This is a genomic window from Acuticoccus sediminis, from assembly GCF_003258595.1.
GTDB classification, from domain to species: domain Bacteria; phylum Pseudomonadota; class Alphaproteobacteria; order Rhizobiales; family Amorphaceae; genus Acuticoccus; species Acuticoccus sediminis.
In genome coordinates, this window is the sequence record NZ_QHHQ01000003.1 from 702,597 (window position 1) to 727,383 (window position 24,787).

Below are 24,787 nucleotides of genomic sequence, written 5' to 3' on the forward strand. Positions count from 1 at the left end.
GATCGCCACCCCGTCCGGCACGTTGGGCCCACCTGCGCCCGCCGGGCTGCCCACGACAGTCCCGGTTTCCGGCCCGGACGACGCCCTTCGAAGGTGCCGCCTAGGTCTTGCGACGCTCGTCGAGGACGGCCTGGAGCTGCGCCTCCTCGTCGGCCGACAGGGCGGCGTCGGCGGGCGCCGGCTTCGGGCGCCGGCGCAGGTAGGTGACCGCTGCCGCGAGCGCCGCCAGCAGCACCAGGACCGGCATCGCCCACAGCGCGAACGTCTCCGCGTTGAACGGCGGGCGGAGGCGCACGAAGTCGCCGTAGCGGTCGGTGAGGTAGCTCATCACCTCGTCGTCGGTGTCGCCGGCGACGATGCGCTCACGCACCAGGAGGCGGAGATCCTTGGCGATGCCCGCATCCGAGTCGTCGATGGTCTGGTTCTGGCAGACGACGCAGCGGAGCTCCTTGGAGAGCTCGCGCGCCCGCGCCTCGAGCGCGGGGTCGGCGAGCTCCTCGTCCGGATTGACCGCGAGCGCCGGCCCCGCGAGCGCGAGGACGACCGCGAATGCCGCGAGCCACCTCGCCGTCATGCCCCTGCCCCTGCCGGCTCGGTCTCGCGGCGTCGCGCCGGAGCCGGGAGCCCGATGCGCAGCTTGCGGTCGGCCAGCGACAGGGCGCCGCCCGCCGCCGCGATCAGGCCGCCGATCCAGATCAGCAGCACCATCGGCTTGTAGAACATGCGCACGACGACCTTGCCGTCGGCCACATCCCCCAGCGTCACATAGAGCTGCGAGGCACCGATGGTTTTGATCGCCGCCTCCGTGGTGGGCATGTTGCGCGCCGGGTAGAAGCGCTTGGCCGGCTTGAGGATGCTCACCGTGCGCCCTCCCCGCCGCACGTCGAACACGGCGACGCTGTCGGTATAGTTCGGCCCCTCGACCCGCTCCGAACCGACGAAGCGCAGCTCGTAGCCCGCCACCGAGGCGGTGTCGCCGGGACCCATGTCGCGAATCACCTCCGTCTCGAACGCCGACAGGGCGGCGATGCCGAGGACGGTGACGCCGATGCCGAGGTGCCCCAGCGCCGCGCCCCACGTCGACCGCGGCAGGCGCGTCAGGCGGGAGAGGCGCGAGCCCAGCGACTGCCGGCCCGTGCGCAGCCAGAGCTCGGCGACGCTGCCGACGATGAGATAGAGGCCGAGTGCGACGCCGAAGGCCGCCGTCAGCGCCGTCTCCTCCCCCGCGAGCCAGGCCGAGATCGCGGCGCCGACCACGGCGATCGCCGCCGCGGGGATCAGCCGCTGCGCCGCCGCCGCCGCGTCGCCCCGCTTCCAGGCGAGGAGCGGCCCGAACGGCAGCACCACGAAGAGCGGCACCATCAGCGGGATGAAGGTGAGGTTGAAGTAGGGCGGGCCGACGGAGATCTTCTCGCCCGTCACCGTCTCCAGCACCAGAGGGTAGAGCGTGCCGACGAGCACCGTCGCGCAGGCGGTCGTCAGGAACACGTTGTTGAAGACGAGCGCGCCCTCGCGGCTCATCGGCGCGAACGCCCCGCCGGCCTTCAGCGTCCCAGCCCGCAGCGCGAACAGCAGGAACGCCCCGCCGATGAAGGTCGCCAGGATCAGGAGGATGAAGAGGCCGCGCGTCGGGTCGGACGCGAAGGCATGCACCGACGTCAGCACCCCCGAGCGGACCAGGAAGGTACCGAGGAGCGACAGAGAGAAGGTGATGATGGCGAGGAGCACCGTCCACACCTTCAAGGCGTCGCGCTTCTCCATCACCGCCGCCGAGTGGAGGAGCGCGGTGCCGGCGAGCCAGGGCATGAACGAGGCGTTCTCGACGGGGTCCCAGAACCACCAGCCGCCCCAGCCAAGCTCGTAGTAGGCCCAGTAGGAGCCCATGGCGATGCCGAGCGTCAGGAAGATCCACGACAGCAGCACCCAGGGGCGAACCCAGCGCGCCCACGCGGCGTCGATCCGCCCCTCGATCAGCGCGGCAACGGCGAATGCGAAGACGATCGAGAAGCCGACATAGCCGACGTAGAGGAGCGGCGGATGGATCGCGAGGCCGATGTCCTGCAGCAGCGGGTTGAGGTCACGCCCCTCGAACGGAGCCGGGAACAGCCGCTCGAACGGGTTGGACGTGGCGAGAATGAACGACAGGAAGGCGACCGAGACCCACCCCTGCACCGAGACCACGCAGGCGCGCAGCGACAGCGCCATGTTGCGTCCGAGCGTCGCCGCCATCAGCCCGAACAGCGTGAGGACGAGGATCCAGAGCATCATCGAGCCCTCGTGGTTCCCCCACACGCCGGCGATCTTGTAGACCAGCGGCTTGGCGGAGTGCGAGTTCTCGTAGACGTTCACCAGCGAGAAGTCGGAGCGCACGTAGGCCGCGGCCAGCGCCACGAAGGCGAAGCCGACGAGGGCGAAGACCGCTCCGGCCGACGGAGCCGCCGTCGCCATCAGCCGCGCGTCGCCGGTCCGTGCGCCGACGATCGGCAGCACCGACTGGACGAGCGCCACGGCAAGCGCAAGGACGAGTGCGAAATGTCCGACCTCGTTCAGCATCGCGGCGTCACTCCTTGGGGATCGTCTGGTCGGGATTCTCGGTCGCCGTCTTGGCGAGGCCCTGCATGCCGGTGCGCGCCTCCTCGCCCTCCTTCCAGCGCCCCTGCGCCTTCAGCGAGTCGACGACCTCCTTCGGCATGTAGTTCTCGTCGTGGCGGGCGAGCACGGTGTCGGCCTTCAGCGTGCCCGACGGGTCCATGACCCCTTCGGTGACGACGCCCTGCCCCTCGCGGAAGAGGTCCGGGAGGATCCCGGTGTAGGCGACGGGGACGTGGTTCACCGTGTCGGTGACGGCGAAGACGACCTCGCCGTCGCTGCCCCGCTGGACCGAGCCTTCCTCGACGAGGCCGCCGAGGCGGACCCGCGCGCCGGCTGGGTGGACGGACTGCTTCAGCTCCGTGGGTGTCGCCGCGTAGGTGATCCTGTCGCCGAGGCCGTAGAGGACGAGCGCCGCCGCAGCCGCGATCGCGAGCCCCGCGACGCCGACGAGGGCGAGACGGCGCGCCTTGCGTCCGCGCCGGGTCATCGGCCGCCCTCCGGGTGCGGCGATGCCGCCATGGCCGCGCCCGTCGCGGCCCGATCGGTTTCGAATGCTGCTCTACGCCCTACTCGTCGCAACGTCGTGTCTCCACCCGGTCCTGTTCTGCGTGCCGTGCTTCTGCGTGCGGCGGGCTCGGCGGTCGGCCGCGCCCGGTGCGTGCCGGCCCATTATGCGCAGACAGCTTATGGGCGCGGCGACCTGGATCAAAGCAGGACGTTAGCGCCCGTCCGTCGCAGGGCCGACGGCTTGCGTGAAGGCGGCCCGGTCCGTCTCGTCGAGCGCGGCGAGGGCCTTCGTCCTGGCCGCCGCGGCGTCCTCGTCCCGGCCGAGGACGCGGTAGGAACGCACGAGACGCACCCACTCGTCGACGCTGCCGCCGTCGGCCTCGAGCCGGGCGGCGAGGCCCTCGACCATGCCCTCGATCTGCGCCGCGCGCTGCTCGGCCGGCAGCGCGGCGATGGCGGCCGCGGCGGACGACGACGGGTTCGGCCCCCCCTGCTGCGCGGCGGGTATGCGGGGTCCGGCCCCCGGTTGGGCCGCGAGCGCGGCGGCCGCCGTGCCGCCCGCGGCGGCGTCGGTCTGCTGCAGGGCGGCGATTTCGGAACGGGCGAGCGGGAGCCAGTTCTCGGTCCCGTCACTCGATTCGAGGAGACTGGCCCAGCGCTTCGCGGCGGCGCCGAGGTCGCCGCGCTGGCGGTCGGCGACCGCGAGGAAGACGCGCGGCGCCACCGCCTCGGGTTCCAGCGCCGACGCCCGCTCGAACAGCGCGACCGCCTCGTCCGGCACGGTGCCGCCGCCGGCGAACATCAGCGCCTGGCCGCGCCCGGTCAGGAGCCGCGCGTCCTCGCCCAGAAGGTCGATGGCGCGGCGATAGGCCTCGGCCGCGTCGGCGAAGCGGGTGAGGCGCAGGTACATCGGCGCGATGGCCGCCCAGCCCTCCCCCTCCTCCGGATGGGCGGCGAGGCGCGCCTCGGCCTGGGAGAGTAGCTCGGCAACGTCGGTCCCGCTGGTCTGCTGGCGTTCCGCGAGGGGTCGGTCGCCGTAGCCGGGCATGCCGAGCGTCAGGTAGCCGGCCACCGTAACGGCGGGGATCAGCACGACGAGGATCGCGGCGACGACCCAGCGGCGCCGGCCGATGGCTGCGGCCTCGCCCGCCTCGCGGTGGGCGCGCAGCAGGCGGCGGGCAACCTCCGTGCGGGCAGCCTTGGCCTCCTCCTCGCCGATGGTGCCGTTGGCGCGGTCGGTCTCGATCTCCTCGAGCTGCGCGGCGTAGACGACCTCGTCCGATCCGCCGACGGCCGGCTCGCCGCTCGCCAGAAGCGGTCGACATACCAAGGCGAGCGTCAAGAGCGCCAATACGGCGAACACGATCCAGAGCACCATTGCGCCTTAGTGATGGCCACACGGCCTGAATGCAAGATTGTATCGACTGCAACCGTCCGGCAAATTGTCGCCGAACGGGACCGCTGATGGCCGGATCAGCGGCGTCCGGTCAACCGCTCGATCTCCTCGCGCACCAGACGTTCGACGATGGTCCTGAGGTTGGCGTCGATCCATTCGCGCAGCAGTGGCCGCATCGCCTCCCGGGCGAGGTCCTCGACGCTGGTGCCGCGCCCCGCCGCACCCTGATGGACGGTCCGTGCGAGCTCGTCGAACGCGGCCCGGGCGGCCCGCCGGGTGGTCCGGCCGACCAGATCGTCCTCCCGGAACGCGCCCTCCCGCTCCTCGGCGGGGAAGCCTGCGTCCTCGTCCTCGCGCAGGAGCGCATCGTCGTCCCACTCGCGAAGCCGCCGCCGGCGCTCCGCGACGCCCTCGGACCAGGCGCGACGCGGCGTCGCCACCCCGCCGGAGCCGTCCTTGGGAGGGTTGCTCTCCGCGACGTCCCGGTCGCGGGCCTCCTCCACGGGATGCCGCGCCCGCGTGTCCCGCGGGCCAGACCCGGGCGACGGCGGCAGGGGGTAGCCGGGCCAATCGTCCACCTCGCCGGGGGACGACGCGCGGGAGGGTAGAGCGGTGCCGGGCACCGTGTCCCGGGATCGGGGCGTGCCCTGCGGCAACCGGGCGCCGTCGGCGCGATCCGCGTCGCCGTCGGCGCCGGACAACGGGGGCCGGCCGGCTTCCGGCTCCAGTGCAACGACGGGGACGGCGGTCTTCGCCGACGTCGCCTCGATCGGGTCGGGGGAACCGGCCGAGACGTCCGCAGGCGGTTGCCGGTGCTGCCCTGACTTGTCCGTCGGGCGGAAGGCCGCGAGGTCCACCACCGTGGAGGCCGCCGGCGGCGCCGACGGAGTTTCCGCATTGCTCCGACCGTCCACCGGTCCGGCGGGCGCGCCGCTCCGTACCGGCGCGCCGGAGTCGGCGGACCGGCCCGGAGGCGCCACCGCGTCGCGACGCCGGGCTGCCCCTTCCGGCGGTCCGTCGGCCTCGCCGGAGCCTGTCGGCGCGAGGGACTGGTAGACCGGACCGTCCGTCCCGTCGGCAAACGGCTCCGCAGGGGCCCCGCCGGCGGGGCCGGCTCGTCCATCGACGGCTGGCGGACCGGAATCAGGGCGCCGGATATTCGCCGGGTCGTCCGACGGCGGGCCGTCGCCGCAGGCGAGCGTCGCGAACCGGGGGCCGGACGCAGACGGCAGCTGCGGGTGCTCCCGCCCCGGGAGGCCGGCAAAAGTCGAGGCAATGCCGATCCCCGCGCGCGCCCCACCATGCGCCGGCAGTCCTGCCGGCGCGCGGGCGGGCGGCGCTGCGGGGCCGCCCGCGACGCAGCCGTCGATGGCGGCGAGGAGCGCGGTGCGGGTCCGGTCGGTCGCCACCCGGTCCTCGTGGGAAAGGCCGACCGGCTCCGCGCCTGCCTCCGCGGCTTCGTGGACGGGCGCCGCATCCGACCAGCTCGCGTCCGCGAATGCGGAGCGGATCGACCGCTCGACGCTGTGCGGCATCGGCTCGCGCCGGGCGTGCCAGGTCGCGCCGGCCGCGCGCGGACCGGCGGGCACGACGGGCTCTGCGCCGGGACCGTCCTCGGCGAGGATCCTGCGGATCGAGGCCAGAAGGTCATTCATCGCGCCAGCTCCCATCGCGCCAACCCGGGCCGCGCCAACCGAGGTTGCGTCCAGACCGGGCCGCGACGTCGCAGACGCCGGTCGAATCAACGTGCGGTCGGCATCGTACCCTTTGCGCCCCCGCCGCCAGGACGCCACAAACAGTTCGCAAGGGTTGATTCACAGTTCCGTCGCCGAACGGCGCCTCCGGCCGTTGACTGATCCGATGCGACCGTGCCCACCGGGCGACCGATCCAGCCGAGGACCAGCCCATGTTCGACCTGCGTGATGCCGAGATGCTCCGCGAGATCGTCAAAGCCGGGGGCTTCCGCGCCGCCGCCGACACGATGGGCCTGTCGCAATCGGCGGTCTCCAACCGCATCGCGGCGCTGGAGCGGCGGCTCGGCGTGCAGCTCTTCGACCGCTCCCGCCGCCAGGCGAGCCTGACGCTCGTCGGCCGCCGCGTGCTGGAGGAAGGCGAGCGCCTCATCGCGCTGCGCGACCAGATCGTCGAGGGGATCACCGGCGCCTCGGCGGCCGGCACGCTGCGCCTCGGCGTCGCCGAGACGATCGTCCACACGCGCCTCCCCGCCATCGTCCGCGCGCTGCGCGAGGCGGCACCGGCGCTGCGGATCGAACTGTCGGTCGAAGTCTCCCAGCGCCTCTCGGCGATGCTGGCGGACGACGAGATCGACCTCGCGGTGCTCCTGCGCCAGTCCGTCCCGCCCGGTGCGGTCGGCGGGCCGATCTCCCGTTCCGAGCTCGGCTGGTACGCCTCGCCCGCCCTCGACCTCGGCGACGCGCCGCTCACCGTCGCGACGCTCGCGCGGTGGCCGATCGTCACCTTCTCGCGCGGCACGCTCCCCTACCGCGAGGTGGAGCGGCTGTTCGCCCGGCCGGAGATCGAGCCGCCCATCCTCCACGGCAGCGCCTCCCTTGCGACGGTGCTCTCACTGGTGGCCGACGGCACCGGGATCGGCACCCTGCCGGTGGAGATGGTCGCCGGCGACGTCGAGCAGGGCCGCATCGTCCCCGTCCCCGTCGCCGCGGAGCTCGTCCCCTCCGCGCTCGACTTCACGATCTGCCGGATGAAGAGCCTCGGCGCGGCCGTCGACGCCGTGATCGACCGTCTTCACGGCCACAAATGATCACTACAGGAGATCATTTGAGGCTCCAATTCATCAGTTGACAGCATCATTTTTTGGGAGACAAATATTTCTTATGAATGTCGCTGCGAATGAGCCCACCTCCGAGCCGCACCGGCTGGTGTACGCCCACCCGGCGGACCTTCGCCGCGCGAGCCGCACCGGCGACTTCGCCGAGCAGACCGCCGGTCAATGCCCCGGCGCCCTCCAGGCCAACCTCGTCATCCTCCCCAAGGACGCCGCCGACGAGTTCCTGGCCTTCGCGGTGCGCAACTCCAAACCCTGCCCGCTGGTCGGCGTGACCGACCCGGGATCGCCCCACCTGCCGATGCTCGCCGACGACCTCGACCTTCGCACCGACGTGCCGCGCTACCGCGTCTGGCGCCACGGCGAGCTGGACGACGAGCCGACCGACATCGCCGACCTCTGGCAGGGCGACCTCGTCGGCTTCGCCATCGGCTGCTCGTTCTCGTTCGAGGACGCGCTGATCGCCGAGGGACTGCCCGTGCGCCACGTCGAGGCGGGGCGGAACGTGCCGATGTACGTAACCGGCCGGCCGACCGAGCCGGCGGGCCGTTTCCAGGGCCCGATGGTCGTCTCCATGCGCGCCATGCCGCCGGACGCCGCGATCCGCGCGATCGTCCTGTCCGACCGGCAGCCGCTCGCCCACGGAGCGCCGGTCCACATCGGCGACCCCGCCGCCCTCGGCATCGCCGACGTGATGAAGCCCGACTTCGGCGACCCGCCGGTCATCGAGGCCGGCGACGTGCTCGTCTGGTGGGCTTGCGGCGTGACGCCCCAGCGCGCGCTGCAGGCCGCGAAGGTGCCGTTCGCGATCACCCACGCCCCCGGCTTCATGCTGGTCACGGACTTGCTTGCAGAGGGGCTGACCACCTTCCCCACACGCGCCTCCCGCCGCGTGCCGCGATCCACCACGTGAGGAGCCTTCCGATGCACAAGTCCCGACGTCTAGCCGTGGCCCTTCTCGCCGCGACGACCCTCGCCAGCGTCCCGGCGCTGGCCCAGGAGATCGAGCCTGTGACGCTCGCCGTGGTCGGCTCCTGGTCGAGCCTGCCGCTCCACAAGAACTACGAGAAGCCGTTCTGGACCGAGGCTCTGCCCGAGGCGTCCGCCGACGCCATCACCGTCGAGCTGACCACCTTCGACCAGATGGGCGTCGCCGGCGGCGACGTCTACCGCCTGCTCGGCGACGGCGTGTTCGACGTCGGCACCACCGTGGCGGACTACATCGTCGGCGATGCGCCGGAGCTCGAGGGCCTCGACGTGCCGCTCCTCGCGACCTCGGTGGCGGATGCCCACAAGATGGTCGAGGCCGCCTGGCCGATGGTCGCCGACGTCGTCGAGGACCGCTTCAACGCCAAGCTGCTGACCATCGCGCCCTATCCGCCGCAGGTCGTCTTCTGCAAGGGCGAGGTGAAGAGCCTCGCCGACCTCAAGGGCAAGAAGGTCCGCGGCTCGGGCCGCATGACGACGAAGTTCCTCGATGCGCTCGGTGCCGAGGGCGTCAACATCGCGTTCGGCGAAGTCCCGGGCGCGCTGGAGCGCGGCGTCGTCGACTGCGCGATCACCGGCTCCGGCTCGGGCTACTCCGCCGGCTGGTGGGAGTCGGCCGACCACCTGATGACCCTGCCGCTCGGCGGCTGGGACCCGGTCATCTCGGCGATGAACCTCGACAAGTGGAACGAGTTGCCGGCGGCAACGCAGGAGCTCATCGCCTCCAAGGCCAAGTCGGAGCTCGAAACCCCGGCATGGGACGCGGCCGCCGCCGCGCTCGAGGGCGACATCGCCTGCCTCACCGGCAGCGGCGAGTGCCCGCTCGGCGAGCCGGCCTCGATGACCCTCGTGGAGCCGAGCGCCGAGGACGTCGCCACGGCCGAGGACGTCCTCAAGACCGTCGTCCTGCCCGACTGGGCCGAGCGCGCCGGCCCGGACGCCGTCGCCCGCTGGAACGAGACCGTCGGCAAGGCCGTCGGCGTCACGATCGGCGAGTAAACTGGCCGTGGAGACGGTCTCCACCACCACCCCGGGTGACGGCGTCGTGCGCGCCGTCGCCCTCCTCGCCCGGGTGAACCGCGCCATCGCCGTCATCCTCGGTCTGGCGCTCCTCGTCACCGCCGGGCTCATCCTCCTCGAGATCGTCCTGCGCGAGGCGACCGCCGGCATGCTCGGCGGCACCGACGAGATCTCGGGCTACGTTATGGCCGGCGTCGCCTCCTGCGGCTTCGCCTACGCGCTGCTGGAACGGGCCCACGTGCGCATCGACATCCTGCAGCGCCGCCTCCCCAGCCTCGGCCGCGCGGCGCTCGACCTCCTCTCCATGGCCTCGCTGGCGGTGGTCGCCGGGCTCGTCTCGGTCCACGGCTGGAGCGTGCTGGCCAAGACCATCGCCCGTTCGAGCCGCTCCAACACGGCGCTCGAGGTGCCGCTGTGGATCCCGCAGTCGATCTGGCTCGCCGGGTGGGTCTGGTTCACCCTCTGCGCGCTCTTCATGCTGGTCGCGGCCGCGATCCTCGTCGCCCGCGGGCGCCTCGCCGAAGCCGAAAGCGCGGTGGGCCTCCTCTCCGAAGCGGAGGACGTGGCATGATCGGCATCATGACCGGGTCGCTCTTCGCGCTCCTGGCGCTCTCGCTGCCGGTCGGCGTGGTCCTCTTCGTCCTCGGGATCGGGATCGACGTCTTCGGGTCGGCCTTCCCGCTGATCCGGGGGCTCGGCCAGGTGGTCTGGTCGTCGATGAACTCCTCGCTCCTCATCGCGATCCCGTTCTTCGTCCTCCTCGGCGAGATCCTCGTGCAGGCGGGCGTCGCGGAGCGCACCTACCGCTCCCTCGACGCCTGGCTCTCCTGGCTGCCGGGCGGGCTCATCCACGCCAACATCGGCACCGCGACGATGTTCTCGGCGACCTCGGGATCGTCGGTCGCGACGGCTGCCACGGTCGCCACCGTCGCGATGCCGCAGGCGGACCGGCTGGGCTACGACCCGCGCCTCTTCGCGGGGTCGATCGCCGCGGGCGGCACGCTGGGGATCATGATCCCGCCGTCCATCAACCTCATCGTCTACGGCTTCCTGACCGAGACCTCGATCCCCCGCCTCTTCCTCGCCGGTCTCGTCCCGGGGATCCTCCTGGCGCTGGGCTTCATCGCTCTCACCGCCGTCGTGTGCCGCCTCCGTCCGGAGCTCGGCGGGCCGTCGCGGGACGCCACGTGGAGCGAGCGCATCGGCGGGCTGACGGCGCTCGTCCCCATCGCCATCCTCTTCGCGGTCGTGGTCGGGTCGATCTATGCCGGGTGGGCGACACCGACCGAGTCGGCGGCGCTCGGCGTGGCGATGGCCTTCGTCATCGCCGCGTTCCAGTCCGGCATCCGCTGGAGCTGGGTCGCGGACGCCCTGCGCGGGACGGTCAAGGTAACGGCGATGATCGTCTTCGTGATCGCCGCCGCCTCGTTCCTGAACTACTGCCTCGCCTCGGCCGGGCTCGGCCGGCAGCTTCAATCGATGCTGACCGGGCTCGACCTCGGGCCGCTCGAGACGCTGCTCGTCATCGTCGTCATGTACATCGTCCTCGGCTTCTTCATCGAGACGCTGTCGCTGATGGTGGCGACGATCCCGATCGTCGTGCCCATCGTCACGGCGCTCGACTACGACAAGGTGTGGTTCGGGATTCTCCTCGTGCTGCTGATCGAGATGGCGCTCATCACCCCGCCGGTCGGCCTGAACCTTTACGTCGTCCAGGGGGCCCGCAAGTCCGGGCGGCTGTCGGAGGTCATGATCGGCGCCTTCCCCTACGTCCTGGTGATGCTGGCGATGGCCGGGCTCCTGATCGCGATCCCCGGCATCGCGCTCTGGCTGCCGGGCTGATCGCCCGGCACGCGACGCCGCGCAGCGCCGCCGCCACCGACGGGATGGCCGCGCCGGCCGGCGGCGCGGCGTCATTCGGAGTTGACCTCCACCCGCCGGGTGCGGATGGTCCCGCCGACATGTCCCAGGTTTGGAATTCCACCTCTTGACCACCCTCATTCTCGGCGGGGCCGGCTTCGTCGGCCTCAACATTGCCGAGGCGCTCATGGCGTCCGGCCAATCCGTCGTCCTGTTCGACCGCAGCGCGCCGCCCCCCGCCTTCGTCGAGCACCACGCCGCCGGCGGCCTCCTCACCGTCGTCCAGGGCGACGCAACCGACGCCGCCGCCGTGCACGCCGCCGCCAAGGGCTGCGACACCCTCGTCCACGGCGCCGCGATCACCGCCGGGCCGGACCGCGAGACGACCGACCCGGGCCTCATCCTCGCCGTCAACAACGGCTCGCTCGTCCCCGCCCTCGAGGCGGCGCGCGACGAGGGCATGAAGCGCGTCGTGATCCTGTCGTCCGGCGCGGCCTACGGCGACGCCGGCTTCATCCACGACGACCTCGACGAGGATACGCCCTGCGATCCGGTCGGCCTCTACTCCATCACCAAGTTCGCCTCGGAGCGGATCGCCCGGCGGCTTGGGACGCTGTGGAAGGTGGACGTGCGCGTCGTGCGCCTTTCCGCCGTGTTCGGCCCGTGGGAGCGCGACACCGGCGTGCGCGACACGCTGAGCCCCCACTTCCGCATCATGCAGGCGGTCTCCCGCGGGGAACCGCTGATCCTGAACCGCGCCGCCGTCCGCGACTGGATCTATGCGCCCGACGTCGGCACGGCCATCGCCGGTCTGCTGGCCGTCGAGGCGCCGCAGTACCCGGTCTACAACATCTCCACCGGCGATCGCTGGACGGTGCTCGACTGGGCCAAGATCGTCGCCGGTCTGACCGGCACCGAGGCCTCGATGGCCGGGCCCGGCGAGACGCCCACCGTGCCGGTCAAGGACAGCGGCGACCGTGCCCCGATGCGCATCGAGCGGATGCTCGCCGACCTGCCTCCGGCGAGGAATTCCGGCTGCGAAGACTCGGCCAGGGCGTACCTCGACTGGTGGAAGACCTTCGGCCCCGCCGTCGTCGGCGACGTAGCCTAGGCGTCGGCCCGCCGTCCGGGCACGGCGGGAAATGGCATACCAATTGCTAGTGGGATCTCGCAATTGTCTGGAGATCCCATGCGCAAAGCCGTTCTTCTCGCCTCGGCGCTCGCTGTCCTGTCCGCCCCCGCCCTGGCGCAGGAGGTGACGATCCGCCTGCACTCGTTCTCGTCGCCCACATCGCTCGACCACACCGAGCACCTCGACCGCTGGGCGGAGGCCGTGGAGGCCGATTCGAACGGCCGCATCGACGTCCAGGTCTACCCCGCGATGCAGCTCGGCGGCTCGGCCGCCGACCTCGTCCAGCAGCTCGAGGACGGCGTCGTCGACATGATCTGGACGGTCGCCGGCTTCACGCCCGGCCGCTTCACCGGCACGCAGGGGCTGGAGCTGCCCTTCATGAACACCGGCGAGTCCGCCACCATGAGCCCGGCTGCCATGGAGTTCATCGAGGCGAACCTCGCCAAGGAGTTCGAGGGCATCAAGATCATCGAGGTGCACGCCACGGACGGCGCCCTCTTCCACATGGCGGGCGCGTGCGTCGAGACCATGGACGACCTCGCCGGCAAGCAGATCCGCGTCTCCGGCAAGTACATCGGCGAGGCGGTGAAGGCCCTCGGCGGCACGCCCGTCGGCATCGCGCTGCCGGGCGTCTACGAGGCGCTGGCACGCGGTCAGGTGGACGGCATGCTCATCAACTGGGCGATCACCAAGCCGTACAAGTTCTCCGAGGTCACCGACTGCCACACCGAGCCGCCGCTCTACCAGACGATGCTCATGACGCTGATGCGCCAGGAGACCTACGACGCGCTCCCCGACGACCTGAAGAAGGTGATCGACGACAACTCGGGCATCGAATACGCCAAGAAGATGGGCGTCGTCTGGGACAGCCAGACCAAGCCGGCGCGTGACGTCGCGGTCGAGGCGGGCGACGAGATCGTCACCCTCTCGCCCGAGGAGCTCGCCAAGTGGAAGGAGACGGTGAAGCCCGTCTACCAGATGTGGGCCGACGAGATGACCTCGCGCGGCTACGACGGCGACGCGCTGCTCGCGTCCCTCCTCGAGATCACGGCGAAGTACGGCCGGCAGTAGGCCATGCGGCGCACGTTGACGGCCGTCTCCGAAGCCTTCGCCATCGTCGGCGGCCTCATCGTCGTGGCGGCCATCATCGTGACCGTGGTCGCGGTGGTGGCGGCACGCCTCGGGAGCCCGATCCTCGGCCATAACGAGATCGTCGAGCTCCTGGTGGGCGTGGCCATCGCCTTCTTCCTGCCCTGGTGCCAGATGCGCGGCGCGAACGTGGTGGTGGACTTCTTCACCGCCCGCTTTCCCGACAAGGCCAAGGCCGGGCTCGACGCGCTGATGAGCGCCCTCTTCGCGCTCGTCGTCGCGGTGCTCGCCTGGCGGCTCATCGTCGGCGGGATCGACGCCTACAACCGGGGCCGCACCTCGATGTTCCTCCTCTTGCCGCAATGGTGGGGCTACGCGCCGGCCGCGCTCGCGATGGCTCTGTGGTCGCTCGTGTGCCTGGCGACGGCCGTCGAATCCGCGCTCGGGCTGAAGCCGCGCTCGGACCACCAGATCGCCACCGACGAGATCCAATGAGTTCCTTCGATATCGGCGTCGCCATGTTTGCCGGCGCCGTGATCCTCATCATGCTGCGCATGCCGGTGGGGGTCGCCATGCTGCTGGTGGGCGGGCTCGGCTATGCCGCGCTCGTCGGCTGGTGGCCGATGCTCAACACGCTGAAGTCGCTGACCTTCAGCTGCTTCTCCTCCTACACGCTGTGCGTCATCCCGTTCTTCCTGCTGATGGGCGAGCTCGCCACCAAGGGGGGCATGTCGGCGGCGCTGTTCCGCGCCGCCCGCGCCTACGTCGGGCACAGGCGCGGCGGCCTCGGTGTCGCGACCATCCTCGGCTGCGCCGCGTTCGGGGCGATCTGCGGCTCCTCGCTCGCCACCGTCGCGACCATGACGAAGGTGGCCGAACCGGAGATGCGCGCCAACGGCTACTCCGGCGCGCTGATGACGGGCACGCTCGCCGCCGGCGGCACCCTCGGCATCCTGATCCCGCCCTCGGTGATCCTGGTGATCTACGCGATCTACACCGAGCAATCGATCGGCGCCCTGTTCTTCGCCGCCGCTGTCCCGGGCGTCCTCGCGGCGCTCGGCTATGTCCTCGTGATCCAGGTCTATACGCTCGTCGCCCCCGGCGCCGCGCCGCGCGCAGAGCGGGTCGGCTGGAGCGAGCGGCTCGCCCGCACCCGCAGCGTCTGGCCGGCGATCGGCGTCTTCCTGCTCGTGGTGTGCGGCATCAACTTCGGCTGGTTCTCCCCCACCGAGGGCGCGGCCGTGGGAGCGGCGGCGGTCGGCGTCCTCGCCGTCGCGTCCGGCGGACTCACCTTCCGCGACTTCCTCGACGCCCTGCGCTCCACGGCCGAGATCACCGCGATGGTGTTCCTCATCCTCCTCGGTGCGGAGCTCTTCTCGGCGGCGCTGGCGCTGTCGCAGATGCCGCAGGAGCTGTCGCGCGAGGTGGCCGCGCTGCCGCTGCCGCCGATCGCCATCGTCGCCGCCATCGTCGCGATCTACCTGGTGCTTGGCTGCGCGATGGAATCGCTCGCGATGGTGCTCCTCACCCTGCCGGTGTTCGTTCCGGTGATGCTGACGCTCGACCTCGGCATGGACCCGACGCAGGTGCTGGTGTGGTTCGGCATCCTGGTGCTCGTCGCCGTCGAGGTCGGCATGATATCGCCGCCCTTCGGGCTCAACCTCTTCGTCATCAACGGTCTCGCCAAGGAGGTTCCCCTCGGCCAGACCTACAAGGGCGTCGCCGGCTTCTGCGTCTCGGACACGGTTCGCCTGGTGCTGCTCATCGCTTTCCCCGGACTCTCGTTGTGGCTGCCTGGACTATGGTGACCGATCCCCTCTCCCAGCTCGAAGACGAGGTCCGCCGCGACCTCGCCCGCATCGCTCACCCCCGCCAGCCCTGGCTGACGCCGAAGACCGCGCCTGACGGCACCGAGGCGCTCGACGTCCTCGTCGTCGGCGCGGGCCAGGGGGGCATCGCCACCGCGTTCGGGCTGAAGCGGGCCAAGGTCGACAACGTCCTCGTCATCGACATGGCCGAGGCCGGACGCGAGGGGCCGTGGCGCACCTTCGCGCGCATGCCGACCCTGCGCAGCCCGAAGGACTATACCGGCCCGGACCTCGAGGTGCCGAGCCTCACCTACGAGGCGTGGCACACCGCCCGCTTCGGCGCGGACCACTGGCAGGCGCTCGACCTCATCGGCCGGGAGGAATGGGCCGGCTATCTCGACTGGGTGCGCAGGATGACCGGCGCCCGCGTGCGCAACGGCGTCGAGCTGATCGGCATCGACGAGGCGGGGCCGCTGCTGCGTGCGACCGTGCGCGAGGCCGGCGCCACGCGGGACATCCACACGCGGCGGATCGTGCTCGCGACCGGTCAGGAGAGCGGCGGCTCGTGGCACCTGCCGCCGGCCGTCGAGGCGCTCCCGGCGCACCTGCGCGCCCACACGTGCGAGGACATCGACTTCGCCGCGCTGGAGGGCAAGACCGTGTTCGTCCTCGGCGCGGGCGCGTCGGCCTTCGACAACGCGGCGACGGCGCTGGAGGCGGGCGCGGTCGTCCATCTTTTCACGCGGCGCGACAAGGTGCAGGTGATCCAGCCCTACCGCGCAATCACCTTCGCCGGCTTCATGCGTCACCTTGCCGACCTCGACGACGCGTTGCGCTGGAAGATCATGCGGCACGTCCTCTCGCTGCGGGAGGGCTTCCCGCAGCACACCTACGACCGCTGCGCCCGCCACGACACCTTCCAGCTCCACGTCGGCGCGCCCTGGCTCTCCGCCCGGGCCGACGGCGACCGCGTCGTCATCGAGACGCCGCGCGGCACCATGGAGGGCGACTACGTCATCGCCGGCACCGGCATCGACATGGACTACGCCGCCCGCCCGGAGTTCGCCCGGTTCGGCTCCAACATCGCCAGCTGGGCGGACCGCTACCAGCCGCCGGTGGAGGACGCCGACGAGCGGCTCGGCCGCTACCCCTATCTCAACGACGATTTCTCGTTTGCGGAGAAGCACCCGGGCGAGACGCCGTGGATCTCGCGCGTTCACCTTTTCGCCATCGCCGCGACGATGAGCTTCGGCCCGTCCGGCTCGTCGATCAACGCGATGACGACCGCCGTGCCCCGGCTCGTCTCGGGGATCACGCGCGGCCTCTTCCGCGAGGAGGCGCCGGGCTTTTATGAGGAACTCCTGAAATACGAGGTTCCTCAGGCGGTTGTGCCGGAGGCCGACGTCATTGACCATCGCCGCGTGAAGGCGTGACGGACCGCGCCGTTCGCCGGTGTGGGCGGCGGGTGCCGTGGCGCTGCTGCGCCCTTGTCGGCGTGTGGCAGGGTGTGTTACCCGACATCCTGAGAACGAAGTTCGCCCCAGCGGTCCGGCCCTTGCCAATCCGAAGCCGCCGCCGGCGTATACGCTTGCGTTTTCAGTGCGGAGCCGTGGGTGAGTGGCTGAAACCGGCGGTTTGCTAAACCGTTAAACGGGGTCAACCCGTTTCGAGGGTTCGAATCCCTCCGGCTCCGCCAGCTACGCATTCGGTAACGTCCGCCCACGTCCAAAACCCGCAGAGTTCCTGGGCCTCGCCTCTTGCGGGTGTCCATCGGCGTCCGCAACTATGTGCCCATATCCGGGGATCGCGTTAGGCACCCCGTTAGGCACATGAGGCACGCGGGATGGCTGGAAGGCTCACGGCGACCCAGGTGAAGGCCCTCGACGAGGGGCGCCACGCCGATGGCGGCGGGCTGTATCTTCACGTGAAGCCGGGCGGGTGGCGCGGCTGGAAGTTCATTACCAACAAGGGTGGCAGGCGGCGCGAGAAGGGCCTGGGGGCTTTCCCCAAGGTAACCCTCGCCGATGCACGCAAGGCCGCAGCGCGCATCCGCCTCGCGATGGATGATGGTGAAGACCCGTTCGCCAAGGCTGAGGCTGCACCGACTGTCCCCACCTTCGCCAACGCGGCCGAGCAGTTCATCGACGGCATGGAGGCCGGGTGGAAGAACCCGAAGCACCGCCAGCAGTGGCGCAACACGCTCGACACCTACTGCAAGCCGATGGCTGACAAGAGCGTCGCCGAGATCGACACCAACGACGTGCTTGCCTGCCTCACCCCGATCTGGACGGCGAAGGCCGAGACCGCCTCTCGTGTTAGGGGCCGGATCGAACGCGTTCTAGACTTCGCCCGTGCGCGAGGATGGCGGAACGGTATCAACCCTGCCCTCTGGCGCGGCCACCTCTCGGCGATCCTACCCGCAGCCGGCAAGCTCAAGCGCGGCCACCACGGCGCCATGCCTTATCCCGACGTGCCGGCCCTCATGAAGACGCTCGCCGAACGCCGAGGGACGGCAGCTCGCGCCCTCACTTTCACCATCTTGACCGCAGCACGGAGTGGCGAGGTCCGCGGTGCGACCTGGGCCGAGATCGATCTGGACAAGGCGGTGTGGATCGTCCCTGCCGATCGGATGAAAGCCGGGCGCGAGCACCGGGTTCCACTCTCGCCCCCCGCTCTCGCCGTCCTCGAAGCCCTGCCCAAGGGCGGACCCGATGCGCTGGTGTTCCCCGGCCAGAAGAAGGACCGGCCGATGAGCGACATGACGCTCGGCGCCGTCCTCAAGCGCATGGAGCTAAACAACTTCACCGTTCATGGCTTCCGTTCCTGCTTTTCCACATGGGTGACAGAGTGCACCGACGCGACGATCGAGGTGCGTGAGGCGGCGCTGGCCCATGCGGCTGGGGACCGGGTGGCCGCAGCCTATAACCGTTCCGATCACTTCGCGAGACGGCGCGCGTTGATGGATGACTGGGCTACATATTGCGGGCTGGTATGATGAAGTTAGCTGATCATCACCGCGAACAGTTGCAGAAGATGGACCCGCACCTACGCAAAGCTTTTGAAGACGCAATTAGCGACGACTCAGGCCGTTCGATTCAACGTCTATGGTCATCACTGTTGCACGTTTCGACTGAGGAAGGCGATAGAGAGAGGTTGCTTAGTCTTATTGCGTTACTCCTAAGAACTGGCACCGTAGATGGTGACCTGTCTATAGAGCTGGCTAGCGCAATGGAGACGCCTCAGCGCAGGGGCCGCCGCGGTGATGTTGATCAATCGCTTCGCATCTGCGTGGAGGTCGCAGGCGCATACAACAGGCAACCTCAAGAGCGGCGCAAGCTTGAGGCTGCGAAGCAGGAGGTCGCGGACAAATTCGGGATGTCCTTCGACAAGGTCCATCACATATGGCGCAAATGGGAGCCATTGCTCAGGCGAGAATTAGAGCGAATTATCGCCCCCGATAGTTGATGCCACGGTTCGGCTGATGTGTATTGTTCGTGACTGTCCAACGAATGGAAAGGGCAGTCATGGACATCGACCACAACGCTTTGCGTCCGATCACGGTGCAGCTGAAAGATGCGCACAAGATGATCGGCATCGGCCGTACAAGCTTTTACGACCTGATGAAGCGCCCGGAATTTCCGCGCCCCGTCGAGATCATTCCCGGCCGTAAGAGCTTCGTCGTCTCGGAAATCGAACAATGGGTTGCGTCTCGCCTCGCAGCGCGCGGGGAGGCCGCGTGATGGGCGTCCGCGAGGAAGTGCTGGCGGCGGTGGTCGCCGTCTACGCCGACGCCGAAGCTCAGGGGCTCGACGGCTGGAAGGCCTGCGAGACGGCGTTCCCCGGCATCCCGACCGACGTGATCGTCAATGCCATGATCGAGGTGACGAACCGCCAGACCGAGGCGTGGTGGTCTCAGGTTGAGCGCACCATCGACGTGAAGGTGTTGCACCGCGCGATCACCGCGGCCGGCTCCGAGACGGATGAGGATGAGGACGACGACGGCACAGACGACGAGGTGGAGACGATCTCGGTGTCTAATGTCCGATGTGTCGGCGCGCTGCTAAATGGGCGCTTGGTCGACCCCGCCGAGCACGACAAGTGGATGTCCGATCGCCTCGCGAAGAGGGGGGGCAAGTGATGGCTAAGGACCACGACCTCGCCCTGCGCGACATCTGCGATGAGTACTGCCGGCTTGAAGACCGGATCCGCTTCTACACTGCCGGGGCGGAGTCGATCGCCGGCGACGCGCTCGACGGCTACGAATTGGACCCGTTGCTGCGCGCCAGCACAGACCTTCGGGAGTTCGCGGCCGCCTTCAAGGTGCTGCTGAACGATTACCACGAGGCTCAGAAGGTGGCCAAGGAATGAGCGCCTTGGACCTGGGGACCGCACTCATCAACATCACGGTCGGCAAGCTGAAGGGTACGGGCACCTGGGTGGTGCTCGACGATCACTCGCTGATCTACGCCGAGTTCCCGACCCTGCGTGAAGCACGGGCCGGTGCGAGAGCCGCAGCGTCCGAGCTGCGGCGTGAGGGCTTCCACTTCGTCTGCATCGACGACCTGTGGGAGGAGCGATAGGGTGAAGCCCGACAAAGAAAACCCGGCGACCGCCATTGGGGGTGAGCGGCGCCGGATCGAAGATGCACTGCAATGTTGTCGTGAGGGCGACGGTAACGCCGTCGTCCCCTCGGCGCAAGTCCATGCCGCTGCCGAGGCGCTGGTCATGACATCACCGACGCCCAAGCCAGCGGTGCCATGGCTGCGGCAGACGTTCGGCCTGACGGTATCGGAGGCGTGTCAGGCCATCACCCTCGCTAGGGCTGCGAGGGCGGTCAAATGAAGCGGGGAGGCCGCAGCAAGGGCCATGGCGAGGATCACTTCACCAAGATGATCCGACACACAATGGAGGAGCCCGCTTGGCGGGCTCTTTCTCCGACCGCGCAGGCTCTCTACCCATGGCTCAAATTGGAGTGGCGCGGGGCACAGGCGAACAACAACGGCAAGATCCGCCTCTCCACCCGGCAGGCTGCCGATCGGATTGGCGTGACGCCCGACACGGCAGCGCGCGCCTTTCATGACCTCCAGGCCAAAGGCTTCATCGTCCAGACGGAGCACGCTCGCCTCGGTATAGACGGTGCTGCCTGTTCACCTGCCTATGAGATCACCGAGTTGAAGTTGCCCGCGAGCGACAAGCAGGACGGCCGCAAGCTCTACCGCAACTGGAGGCCCGGTGCTGACTATCCCGTACACCGGACGAACGCCAACAACCCCAAGGGGCGCAACGGCCGCAAGGCGACGGGTAACGTGGTGAAGCTCAACCCCAAAATTTAGAACCTGTCATAGAAATCATGACGCCCCTGTCGTAGAAACCATGACGGATACGCTCTGCCTGTCATAGAAATCATGACACGCCGACATAGAAACCATGACGGATCGGGCCATTTGAGCCTGCCACCCGTCATAAAAACCATGACATCCTTATCTTACCACGTAGTGGAGCCTAGCTGACAGCACGTCTGAAGGCAGGCAATGGTCCCTTGGACGGGCTCAGTCACCCTCGAAAACAAAATTTGCCGCTGGCCCCCAAGGTTGTGGAAAGGGCCACCCTTGATTGCGCACACGCCTGCACTGATGTACAACCGGGATACCAGTATAGAGGCAGCTTGTGTCCATCCTTCTCGGCCCACTCGCGAGCGAACTCACCGCCGCCCTTGAGGCCGAGGGCGTGCCGTATGACATCGTGGTCACGCGCACGGTGACGACTGGTGGCGACCCGTGGAACCCGACGACCGAGGACGTGGATTATCCATGCCGTGGCTGGCGTGACGCATGGATGCAGGGCGAGGTGGACGGCACGCTGGTCCTGCAGAGTGACAGCAAGATTGTCGTCCTGGCGCTGTCCATCGGCATCGTCCCGACGACCGCCGACACCATCACCCTGGATGGGCTGACCTACGCCATCATCGACGTCAGTGCTGACCCCGCTGGGGCGACGTTCACCGTGCAGGCCCGCCGATGAGCGCACTGTGTGCATATCTGGTCCCAATACCCAAAGTTGTGACGACGGGAGGGCTCGCGGTGTGGGTCTTTCTTTCTCGCTACCTCCTCGGTTCAGGGGCCCGCTGATGGCCAGGGACTCCTTCTCCAAGGCGGTTGATGACTGGATCGCCAAGGCCGAACGCCGCCTGGACGAGGTGGTCGCCCGGTCGGCACACGACGTCGTCGCCGAGGCTCAACGCCCTCGCGCTGCTGGTGGTCGGATGCCTGTCGACTCCGGTCAGTTGCGCCGGAGCCTACGCGTGAAGATTGACGGCACGGTGCGCGCGACGGGGAGCGAGGCTTCGGTAGCGGCGCTGCTGATGAAGGCGGGGCAGACGCTGACGGCGGAGTGGACCGCGAAGTATGCCGCGCACGTGGAGTTCGGGACCGGTCAGAAGGGACCGCGTGAGCCGGCAGCATTCGCCCGTGGTGCCATCGAACAATGGCCCCGGATCGTGAGGGCCAACGCGCTCAAGGTGTCCCGCAAATGAAGTCGGCCACCCTCGCAACCCGCTTCTTGACCTCGTTGGAGATCCCCGAGGGGCCCATGGCGGGCCGGCCGTTGAAGCTGGCGCCGTTCCAGAAGTCCTTCATCAAGGGTGCGCTCTCCGATGACGTGAACATCGCCTGCCTCAGTGTCGGCCGCGGTAACGGCAAAACCGCACTGTCGGCCGGCCTCGCCCTCGGTGCTCTACTCGGTGTGTGGGATACTCAGCCCCGGCGCGAAATCCTGGTGGCGGCGCGAACGAGGGATCAGGGGCGCATCGCCTGGACGTACATCGAGGGCCTTGCCCGCTCGCTGCCGGATGAGCTGCGCGCCCGGCTCCAGTTCCGCCGGTCCCCGATCCTGTCGGTCACCCTCGACAACGAACATGAGATTCGTGTGCTGGCTGCGGACGGCAAGTCAGCCCTCGGCACGTCGCCGACCTTCGTGTTGATGGACGAGCGCGGCCATTGGGCGCTCGACAAGGGCGACGCGCTGGAGCACGCGCTGCTGACCGGCCTGGGCAAGAGGAACGGCCGGGCGCTGATCATCAGCACCTCGGCGAGCGACGACGCGCACCCGTTCAGTCGCTGGCTGGATGAACCACAAAACGGCGTATTCGTTCAGGAGCACAGACCCGCTCCGGCCCTTCCTGCAGACGACCGCGAAAGCCTCCTCATCGCCAACCCCGGCGCCAAGGGTGGCATTGGTGCGAGCCTCGAATGGCTGGAGGCGCAGGCCCGGCGCGCCATCGCCCGCGGCGGCTCAACCCTCACGTCCTATCGCCTCTATCACCGAAACGAACGTGTCGCGGCCGAGGATCGCGACACGCTGCTGACGGTGGATGAGTGGCTACAGTGCGAGGTGGCCGACCTTCCGCCGCGCTCCGGCCCGTGCGTCATCGGGATCGACCTCGGCGGATCGGCGAGTATGTCGGCGGCGGCGTATTACTGGCCCGAGTCGCACCGGCTCGAAACACGGGGCTGGTTCCCCTCCAAGCCCTCTCTCCTGGATCGCGGACAACGGGATGGTGTGTCCGACCGCTACGTGCAGATGCACGACCGCGACGAGCTGGCGACCCTCGGCGATCAGACCGTGCCAGTGGCGCCCTGGCTGGCCCAGGTGCTCCAGCACGTTGCCGGCGAGAATGTCGTGGCCATGGTGGCCGATCGGTTCAAGCAAGCCGAACTCGGCGAGGCGATGGACAAGGCCGGTGTCCGCATCCCGATCATCTGGCGCGGCATGGGCTTTAGGGACGGCGGCGAAGACGTCGAGCGATTTAGGCGCGCTGCCTACGATGGGGCAGTGCTCTCAATGCCCTCGTTGCTGATGCGCTCGGCGATCGCCGATGCGGTCGTAATACGCGATCCGGCCGGGAACGCGAAGCTGGCGAAAGGCCGGTCGCTTGGTCGGATCGACGCCGCGTCGGCAACCGTCCTGGCCGTGGCCGAGGGTGCCCGCATGCTGGGCCGCACACAGCCAACGCGGAAGGTGTTCTGGGCATGAGGTGTAGTCGTCACATCACCCGCACCAAGCGGTGGGCGAGGCTCCGCTGGGAGATCCTGCGGCGCGACGACTTCCATTGCACCGCGTGCGGCGCCCACGCCACCAAGCTTGAAGTCGATCACCGTCACCCGGTTCGCACGCGGCCCGATCTGGCTTGGGACCCGGCCAATCTCCAAACTTTGTGCGCCCCGTGCCATTCCCGAAAAACCTGCCTCGAACAGGGGCGAACTCTCCCCAACCCCGACCGCCTCGCGTGGGCGGCACTACTACGTGAGGACGTGAAATGCTGACAAGTGTGCGAATCCAGCGCCGACAGTCGGAGATCCGACAGGCGCTCGCCCCGCTGGTGGCGAACGAAGCGCCGAACGAGGACGAGACGCGCCAGATCGAGACGCTCGACCTGGAGTTCCGCCAGAACGAGACCCGCTATCGCGCGGCCCTGATCGCCGAAGACACCGAACGCCGCGAGGCCGGCGAGGAGCTGGAGAGCCGCAGCGATCGCGAATATGCCGACATCGTCGCCGGGTTCGAGATGCGCCAGGTGGCGCTCTACCTGGACGAAGGGCGCCAGTTCAACGGCCGCACCGCCGAGGTGGTGACCGAGCTGCGCAACCAGGGCGGCTTTCGGGGTGTCCCGGTTCCCTGGCAGGCCCTTGAGGTTCGCGCCGGTGAGACGATCGCCAGCGGCACGCCGGACCCGATCTCGACGCGCCCGATCATCGATCGCCTGTTCCCCGACACCGCCGCGGGCCGCATTGGCGCGCAGATGATCAGCATCGACAGTGGCGCAGTGGAATGGCCCGTCACGACTTCCAGCGTGTCGGCAGGCTGGGCCGATGGCGAGACGGCGAACGTGGCCGGACCCACGACCTATGCCACGACCGATCGGGCGATGTCGCCGGACCACAACCTGGGCATTCAACTGCGCGTGACCCGCAAGGCGATCAAGCAATCGGGCGCGGCGCTGGAACAAGCGATCCGGAGGGACATGGCCGGTGCCATGGCGGTCGAGATGGACCGGGCGGTGTTCCTCGGCACCGGCGCCAATGGTCAGCCGCTGGGCGTGATCACTGGGGCGGCGACCTACGGCATCACGTCCACCGACGCGGGCGCAATGGCTGACTGGTCCGCCTTCCGGGCTGCGGTGGTCCGCTTCATGACGGCCAACGCTGCGGGCTCGCCCTCGGCGGTGAAGGCTCTGATCCGTCCCGAGATGTGGTCCGTTTTGGACGCGACTCTGGTGTCCGGCACGGCCGTCTCCGAGTGGGACCGTCTGCTGAAGAACATCCCCGTCGGCAACATCGCGATGACGACGAACGGCCTCGCCGCTCCGTCCGGTGATCCGCTGGAGACGCAGTCGCTCCTCACCACATCGGCCGGCGGTGTCGCCCCGATCTTCGTCGGTGCCTGGGGCGCGATTGACGTCGTCCGCGATCCCTTCAGCGACGCGCAGTCCGGCGGGCTCCGCATCACCGCCCTCGCGACGCTGGACCTCACGGTGGCTCGCCCGGCTCAGCTCGAACTCATCACCGGCCTCGAGCTGGAAGCGGGCGTCTAAC

The 24,787-nt window shown here is 69.3% G+C and carries 27 protein-coding genes and 1 tRNA gene; 23 read left to right on the forward strand and 5 right to left on the reverse strand.

The window, feature by feature from the left end; all coding sequences use genetic code 11:
* Positions 1-100: 100 nt before the first annotated feature.
* From DLJ53_RS17395 to DLJ53_RS17415, 5 genes are all read right to left on the reverse strand, one after another.
* Positions 101-574: a cytochrome c-type biogenesis protein gene (locus DLJ53_RS17395; RefSeq protein WP_111347523.1), complete on the reverse strand. Its 474-nt coding sequence runs from the start codon at positions 572-574 to the stop codon at positions 101-103.
* Positions 571-2,553 (reverse strand): heme lyase CcmF/NrfE family subunit, encoded by a 1,983-nt coding sequence (locus DLJ53_RS17400; RefSeq protein WP_111347525.1) that lies wholly within the window; start codon positions 2,551-2,553, stop codon positions 571-573. The genes DLJ53_RS17395 and DLJ53_RS17400 overlap by 4 nt, the downstream gene beginning before the upstream one ends.
* Before the next feature lie 7 nt (positions 2,554-2,560).
* Entirely contained in the window at positions 2,561-3,079 is a 519-nt protein-coding gene (gene ccmE, locus DLJ53_RS17405; protein WP_111347527.1) for a cytochrome c maturation protein CcmE, read from the reverse strand.
* Positions 3,080-3,310: 231 nt separating this feature from the next.
* Entirely contained in the window at positions 3,311-4,477 is a 1,167-nt protein-coding gene (gene ccmI / locus DLJ53_RS17410; RefSeq protein ID WP_111347529.1) for a c-type cytochrome biogenesis protein CcmI, read from the reverse strand.
* Positions 4,478-4,572: 95 nt separating this feature from the next.
* Positions 4,573-6,150 (reverse strand): DUF2497 domain-containing protein, encoded by a 1,578-nt coding sequence (locus DLJ53_RS17415; RefSeq protein ID WP_111347530.1) that lies wholly within the window; start codon positions 6,148-6,150, stop codon positions 4,573-4,575.
* Positions 6,151-6,401: 251 nt separating this feature from the next.
* Here DLJ53_RS17415 and DLJ53_RS17420 point away from each other — a divergent pair, with 251 nt between their 5' ends.
* The 23 genes from DLJ53_RS17420 to DLJ53_RS17525 all read left to right on the forward strand — a co-directional run bounded on the left by DLJ53_RS17420 (position 6,402) and on the right by DLJ53_RS17525 (position 24,786).
* Positions 6,402-7,277 carry a LysR family transcriptional regulator gene (locus DLJ53_RS17420; RefSeq protein ID WP_111347532.1) on the forward strand — a complete coding sequence of 292 codons (876 nt, stop codon included), beginning with the start codon at positions 6,402-6,404 and terminating at the stop codon, positions 7,275-7,277.
* Positions 7,278-7,350: 73 nt separating this feature from the next.
* Complete coding sequence (locus DLJ53_RS17425) at positions 7,351-8,214, forward strand: putative hydro-lyase (protein WP_111347533.1); 864 nt, start codon at positions 7,351-7,353, stop codon at positions 8,212-8,214.
* Between the two features lie 11 nt (positions 8,215-8,225).
* Positions 8,226-9,287, forward strand: a complete 1,062-nt coding sequence (locus DLJ53_RS17430; protein WP_111347535.1) for a TRAP transporter substrate-binding protein — start codon at positions 8,226-8,228, stop codon at positions 9,285-9,287.
* Between the two features lie 7 nt (positions 9,288-9,294).
* Positions 9,295-9,879, forward strand: coding sequence for a TRAP transporter small permease subunit (locus DLJ53_RS17435; RefSeq protein WP_211100610.1), 585 nt, complete (start codon positions 9,295-9,297; stop codon positions 9,877-9,879).
* Positions 9,876-11,150 (forward strand): TRAP transporter large permease, encoded by a 1,275-nt coding sequence (locus tag DLJ53_RS17440; protein WP_111347537.1) that lies wholly within the window; start codon positions 9,876-9,878, stop codon positions 11,148-11,150. The genes DLJ53_RS17435 and DLJ53_RS17440 overlap by 4 nt, the downstream gene beginning before the upstream one ends.
* 145 nt (positions 11,151-11,295) lie before the next feature.
* Positions 11,296-12,279: an NAD-dependent epimerase/dehydratase family protein gene (locus DLJ53_RS17445; RefSeq protein WP_162409316.1), complete on the forward strand. Its 984-nt coding sequence runs from the start codon at positions 11,296-11,298 to the stop codon at positions 12,277-12,279.
* A gap of 78 nt (positions 12,280-12,357) precedes the next feature.
* Positions 12,358-13,371: a TRAP transporter substrate-binding protein gene (locus DLJ53_RS17450; RefSeq protein WP_111347540.1), complete on the forward strand. Its 1,014-nt coding sequence runs from the start codon at positions 12,358-12,360 to the stop codon at positions 13,369-13,371.
* 3 nt (positions 13,372-13,374) lie between these two features.
* Positions 13,375-13,884: a TRAP transporter small permease gene (locus DLJ53_RS17455; protein WP_111347542.1), complete on the forward strand. Its 510-nt coding sequence runs from the start codon at positions 13,375-13,377 to the stop codon at positions 13,882-13,884.
* The gene (locus DLJ53_RS17460; RefSeq protein WP_111347543.1) at positions 13,881-15,197 is read left to right on the forward strand and encodes a TRAP transporter large permease; all 1,317 of its coding nucleotides are present in this window, start codon (positions 13,881-13,883) and stop codon (positions 15,195-15,197) included. Before DLJ53_RS17455 ends, DLJ53_RS17460 begins: the two co-directional genes overlap by 4 nt.
* Positions 15,194-16,630: an NAD(P)-binding domain-containing protein gene (locus DLJ53_RS17465; protein WP_111347872.1), complete on the forward strand. Its 1,437-nt coding sequence runs from the start codon at positions 15,194-15,196 to the stop codon at positions 16,628-16,630. Before DLJ53_RS17460 ends, DLJ53_RS17465 begins: the two co-directional genes overlap by 4 nt.
* Before the next feature lie 170 nt (positions 16,631-16,800).
* Positions 16,801-16,893 (forward strand) — tRNA-Ser (locus tag DLJ53_RS17470).
* Between the two features lie 147 nt (positions 16,894-17,040).
* Positions 17,041-18,192: a tyrosine-type recombinase/integrase gene (locus tag DLJ53_RS17475; RefSeq protein ID WP_111347545.1), complete on the forward strand. Its 1,152-nt coding sequence runs from the start codon at positions 17,041-17,043 to the stop codon at positions 18,190-18,192.
* Between the two features lie 529 nt (positions 18,193-18,721).
* A complete protein-coding gene (locus DLJ53_RS17480) occupies positions 18,722-18,937 on the forward strand; it encodes a helix-turn-helix transcriptional regulator (protein WP_162409318.1) in 216 nt (71 codons plus the stop codon).
* A complete protein-coding gene (locus tag DLJ53_RS17485; RefSeq protein ID WP_111347548.1) occupies positions 18,937-19,335 on the forward strand; it encodes a hypothetical protein in 399 nt (132 codons plus the stop codon). The genes DLJ53_RS17480 and DLJ53_RS17485 overlap by 1 nt, the downstream gene beginning before the upstream one ends.
* Positions 19,335-19,565 carry a hypothetical protein gene (locus DLJ53_RS17490; protein WP_111347550.1) on the forward strand — a complete coding sequence of 77 codons (231 nt, stop codon included), beginning with the start codon at positions 19,335-19,337 and terminating at the stop codon, positions 19,563-19,565. Before DLJ53_RS17485 ends, DLJ53_RS17490 begins: the two co-directional genes overlap by 1 nt.
* On the forward strand, positions 19,562-19,777 hold the full coding sequence (locus DLJ53_RS17495) for a hypothetical protein (RefSeq protein ID WP_111347551.1): 216 nt from the start codon (positions 19,562-19,564) through the stop codon (positions 19,775-19,777). Before DLJ53_RS17490 ends, DLJ53_RS17495 begins: the two co-directional genes overlap by 4 nt.
* Position 19,778: 1 nt before the next feature.
* Positions 19,779-20,039, forward strand: a complete 261-nt coding sequence (locus tag DLJ53_RS34755) for a hypothetical protein (protein ID WP_146619994.1) — start codon at positions 19,779-19,781, stop codon at positions 20,037-20,039.
* Positions 20,036-20,530 carry a helix-turn-helix domain-containing protein gene (locus DLJ53_RS17500; protein WP_111347553.1) on the forward strand — a complete coding sequence of 165 codons (495 nt, stop codon included), beginning with the start codon at positions 20,036-20,038 and terminating at the stop codon, positions 20,528-20,530. Before DLJ53_RS34755 ends, DLJ53_RS17500 begins: the two co-directional genes overlap by 4 nt.
* A gap of 334 nt (positions 20,531-20,864) precedes the next feature.
* Positions 20,865-21,218, forward strand: coding sequence for a hypothetical protein (locus tag DLJ53_RS17505; RefSeq protein ID WP_111347554.1), 354 nt, complete (start codon positions 20,865-20,867; stop codon positions 21,216-21,218).
* 106 nt (positions 21,219-21,324) lie between these two features.
* Positions 21,325-21,729: an HK97-gp10 family putative phage morphogenesis protein gene (locus tag DLJ53_RS17510; protein WP_111347556.1), complete on the forward strand. Its 405-nt coding sequence runs from the start codon at positions 21,325-21,327 to the stop codon at positions 21,727-21,729.
* On the forward strand, positions 21,726-23,228 hold the full coding sequence (locus DLJ53_RS17515) for a terminase large subunit domain-containing protein (protein WP_202913205.1): 1,503 nt from the start codon (positions 21,726-21,728) through the stop codon (positions 23,226-23,228). The genes DLJ53_RS17510 and DLJ53_RS17515 overlap by 4 nt, the downstream gene beginning before the upstream one ends.
* Positions 23,225-23,518: an HNH endonuclease gene (locus DLJ53_RS36680; RefSeq protein WP_111347558.1), complete on the forward strand. Its 294-nt coding sequence runs from the start codon at positions 23,225-23,227 to the stop codon at positions 23,516-23,518. Before DLJ53_RS17515 ends, DLJ53_RS36680 begins: the two co-directional genes overlap by 4 nt.
* Positions 23,512-24,786 carry a phage major capsid protein gene (locus DLJ53_RS17525; protein WP_111347559.1) on the forward strand — a complete coding sequence of 425 codons (1,275 nt, stop codon included), beginning with the start codon at positions 23,512-23,514 and terminating at the stop codon, positions 24,784-24,786. The genes DLJ53_RS36680 and DLJ53_RS17525 overlap by 7 nt, the downstream gene beginning before the upstream one ends.
* The last annotated feature ends 1 nt before the right edge of the window (position 24,787 follow it).

Excerpts from the sequence above, each read along its gene's own strand:
- DLJ53_RS17515 (WP_202913205.1), top strand. The coding sequence starts at position 21,726 with ATGAAGTCGGCCACCCTCGCAACCCGCTTCTTGACCTCGTTGGAGATC.
- DLJ53_RS17485 (WP_111347548.1), top strand. The coding sequence starts at position 18,937 with ATGGGCGTCCGCGAGGAAGTGCTGGCGGCGGTGGTCGCCGTCTACGCC.
- DLJ53_RS17440 (WP_111347537.1), top strand. The coding sequence starts at position 9,876 with ATGATCGGCATCATGACCGGGTCGCTCTTCGCGCTCCTGGCGCTCTCG.
- DLJ53_RS17420 (WP_111347532.1), top strand. The coding sequence starts at position 6,402 with ATGTTCGACCTGCGTGATGCCGAGATGCTCCGCGAGATCGTCAAAGCC.
- DLJ53_RS17450 (WP_111347540.1), top strand. The coding sequence starts at position 12,358 with ATGCGCAAAGCCGTTCTTCTCGCCTCGGCGCTCGCTGTCCTGTCCGCC.
- DLJ53_RS17415 (WP_111347530.1), bottom strand. The coding sequence starts at position 6,150 with ATGAATGACCTTCTGGCCTCGATCCGCAGGATCCTCGCCGAGGACGGT.
- ccmI (WP_111347529.1), bottom strand. The coding sequence starts at position 4,477 with ATGGTGCTCTGGATCGTGTTCGCCGTATTGGCGCTCTTGACGCTCGCC.
- DLJ53_RS36680 (WP_111347558.1), top strand. The coding sequence starts at position 23,225 with ATGAGGTGTAGTCGTCACATCACCCGCACCAAGCGGTGGGCGAGGCTC.
- DLJ53_RS17490 (WP_111347550.1), top strand. The coding sequence starts at position 19,335 with ATGGCTAAGGACCACGACCTCGCCCTGCGCGACATCTGCGATGAGTAC.
- DLJ53_RS17510 (WP_111347556.1), top strand. The coding sequence starts at position 21,325 with ATGGCCAGGGACTCCTTCTCCAAGGCGGTTGATGACTGGATCGCCAAG.
- DLJ53_RS17400 (WP_111347525.1), bottom strand. The coding sequence starts at position 2,553 with ATGCTGAACGAGGTCGGACATTTCGCACTCGTCCTTGCGCTTGCCGTG.
- DLJ53_RS17395 (WP_111347523.1), bottom strand. The coding sequence starts at position 574 with ATGACGGCGAGGTGGCTCGCGGCATTCGCGGTCGTCCTCGCGCTCGCG.
- DLJ53_RS17495 (WP_111347551.1), top strand. The coding sequence starts at position 19,562 with ATGAGCGCCTTGGACCTGGGGACCGCACTCATCAACATCACGGTCGGC.
- DLJ53_RS17480 (WP_162409318.1), top strand. The coding sequence starts at position 18,722 with ATGGACATCGACCACAACGCTTTGCGTCCGATCACGGTGCAGCTGAAA.
- ccmE (WP_111347527.1), bottom strand. The coding sequence starts at position 3,079 with ATGACCCGGCGCGGACGCAAGGCGCGCCGTCTCGCCCTCGTCGGCGTC.
- DLJ53_RS17460 (WP_111347543.1), top strand. The coding sequence starts at position 13,881 with ATGAGTTCCTTCGATATCGGCGTCGCCATGTTTGCCGGCGCCGTGATC.
- DLJ53_RS17475 (WP_111347545.1), top strand. The coding sequence starts at position 17,041 with ATGGCTGGAAGGCTCACGGCGACCCAGGTGAAGGCCCTCGACGAGGGG.
- DLJ53_RS17525 (WP_111347559.1), top strand. The coding sequence starts at position 23,512 with ATGCTGACAAGTGTGCGAATCCAGCGCCGACAGTCGGAGATCCGACAG.
- DLJ53_RS17500 (WP_111347553.1), top strand. The coding sequence starts at position 20,036 with ATGAAGCGGGGAGGCCGCAGCAAGGGCCATGGCGAGGATCACTTCACC.
- DLJ53_RS17430 (WP_111347535.1), top strand. The coding sequence starts at position 8,226 with ATGCACAAGTCCCGACGTCTAGCCGTGGCCCTTCTCGCCGCGACGACC.
- DLJ53_RS17455 (WP_111347542.1), top strand. The coding sequence starts at position 13,375 with ATGCGGCGCACGTTGACGGCCGTCTCCGAAGCCTTCGCCATCGTCGGC.
- DLJ53_RS17425 (WP_111347533.1), top strand. The coding sequence starts at position 7,351 with ATGAATGTCGCTGCGAATGAGCCCACCTCCGAGCCGCACCGGCTGGTG.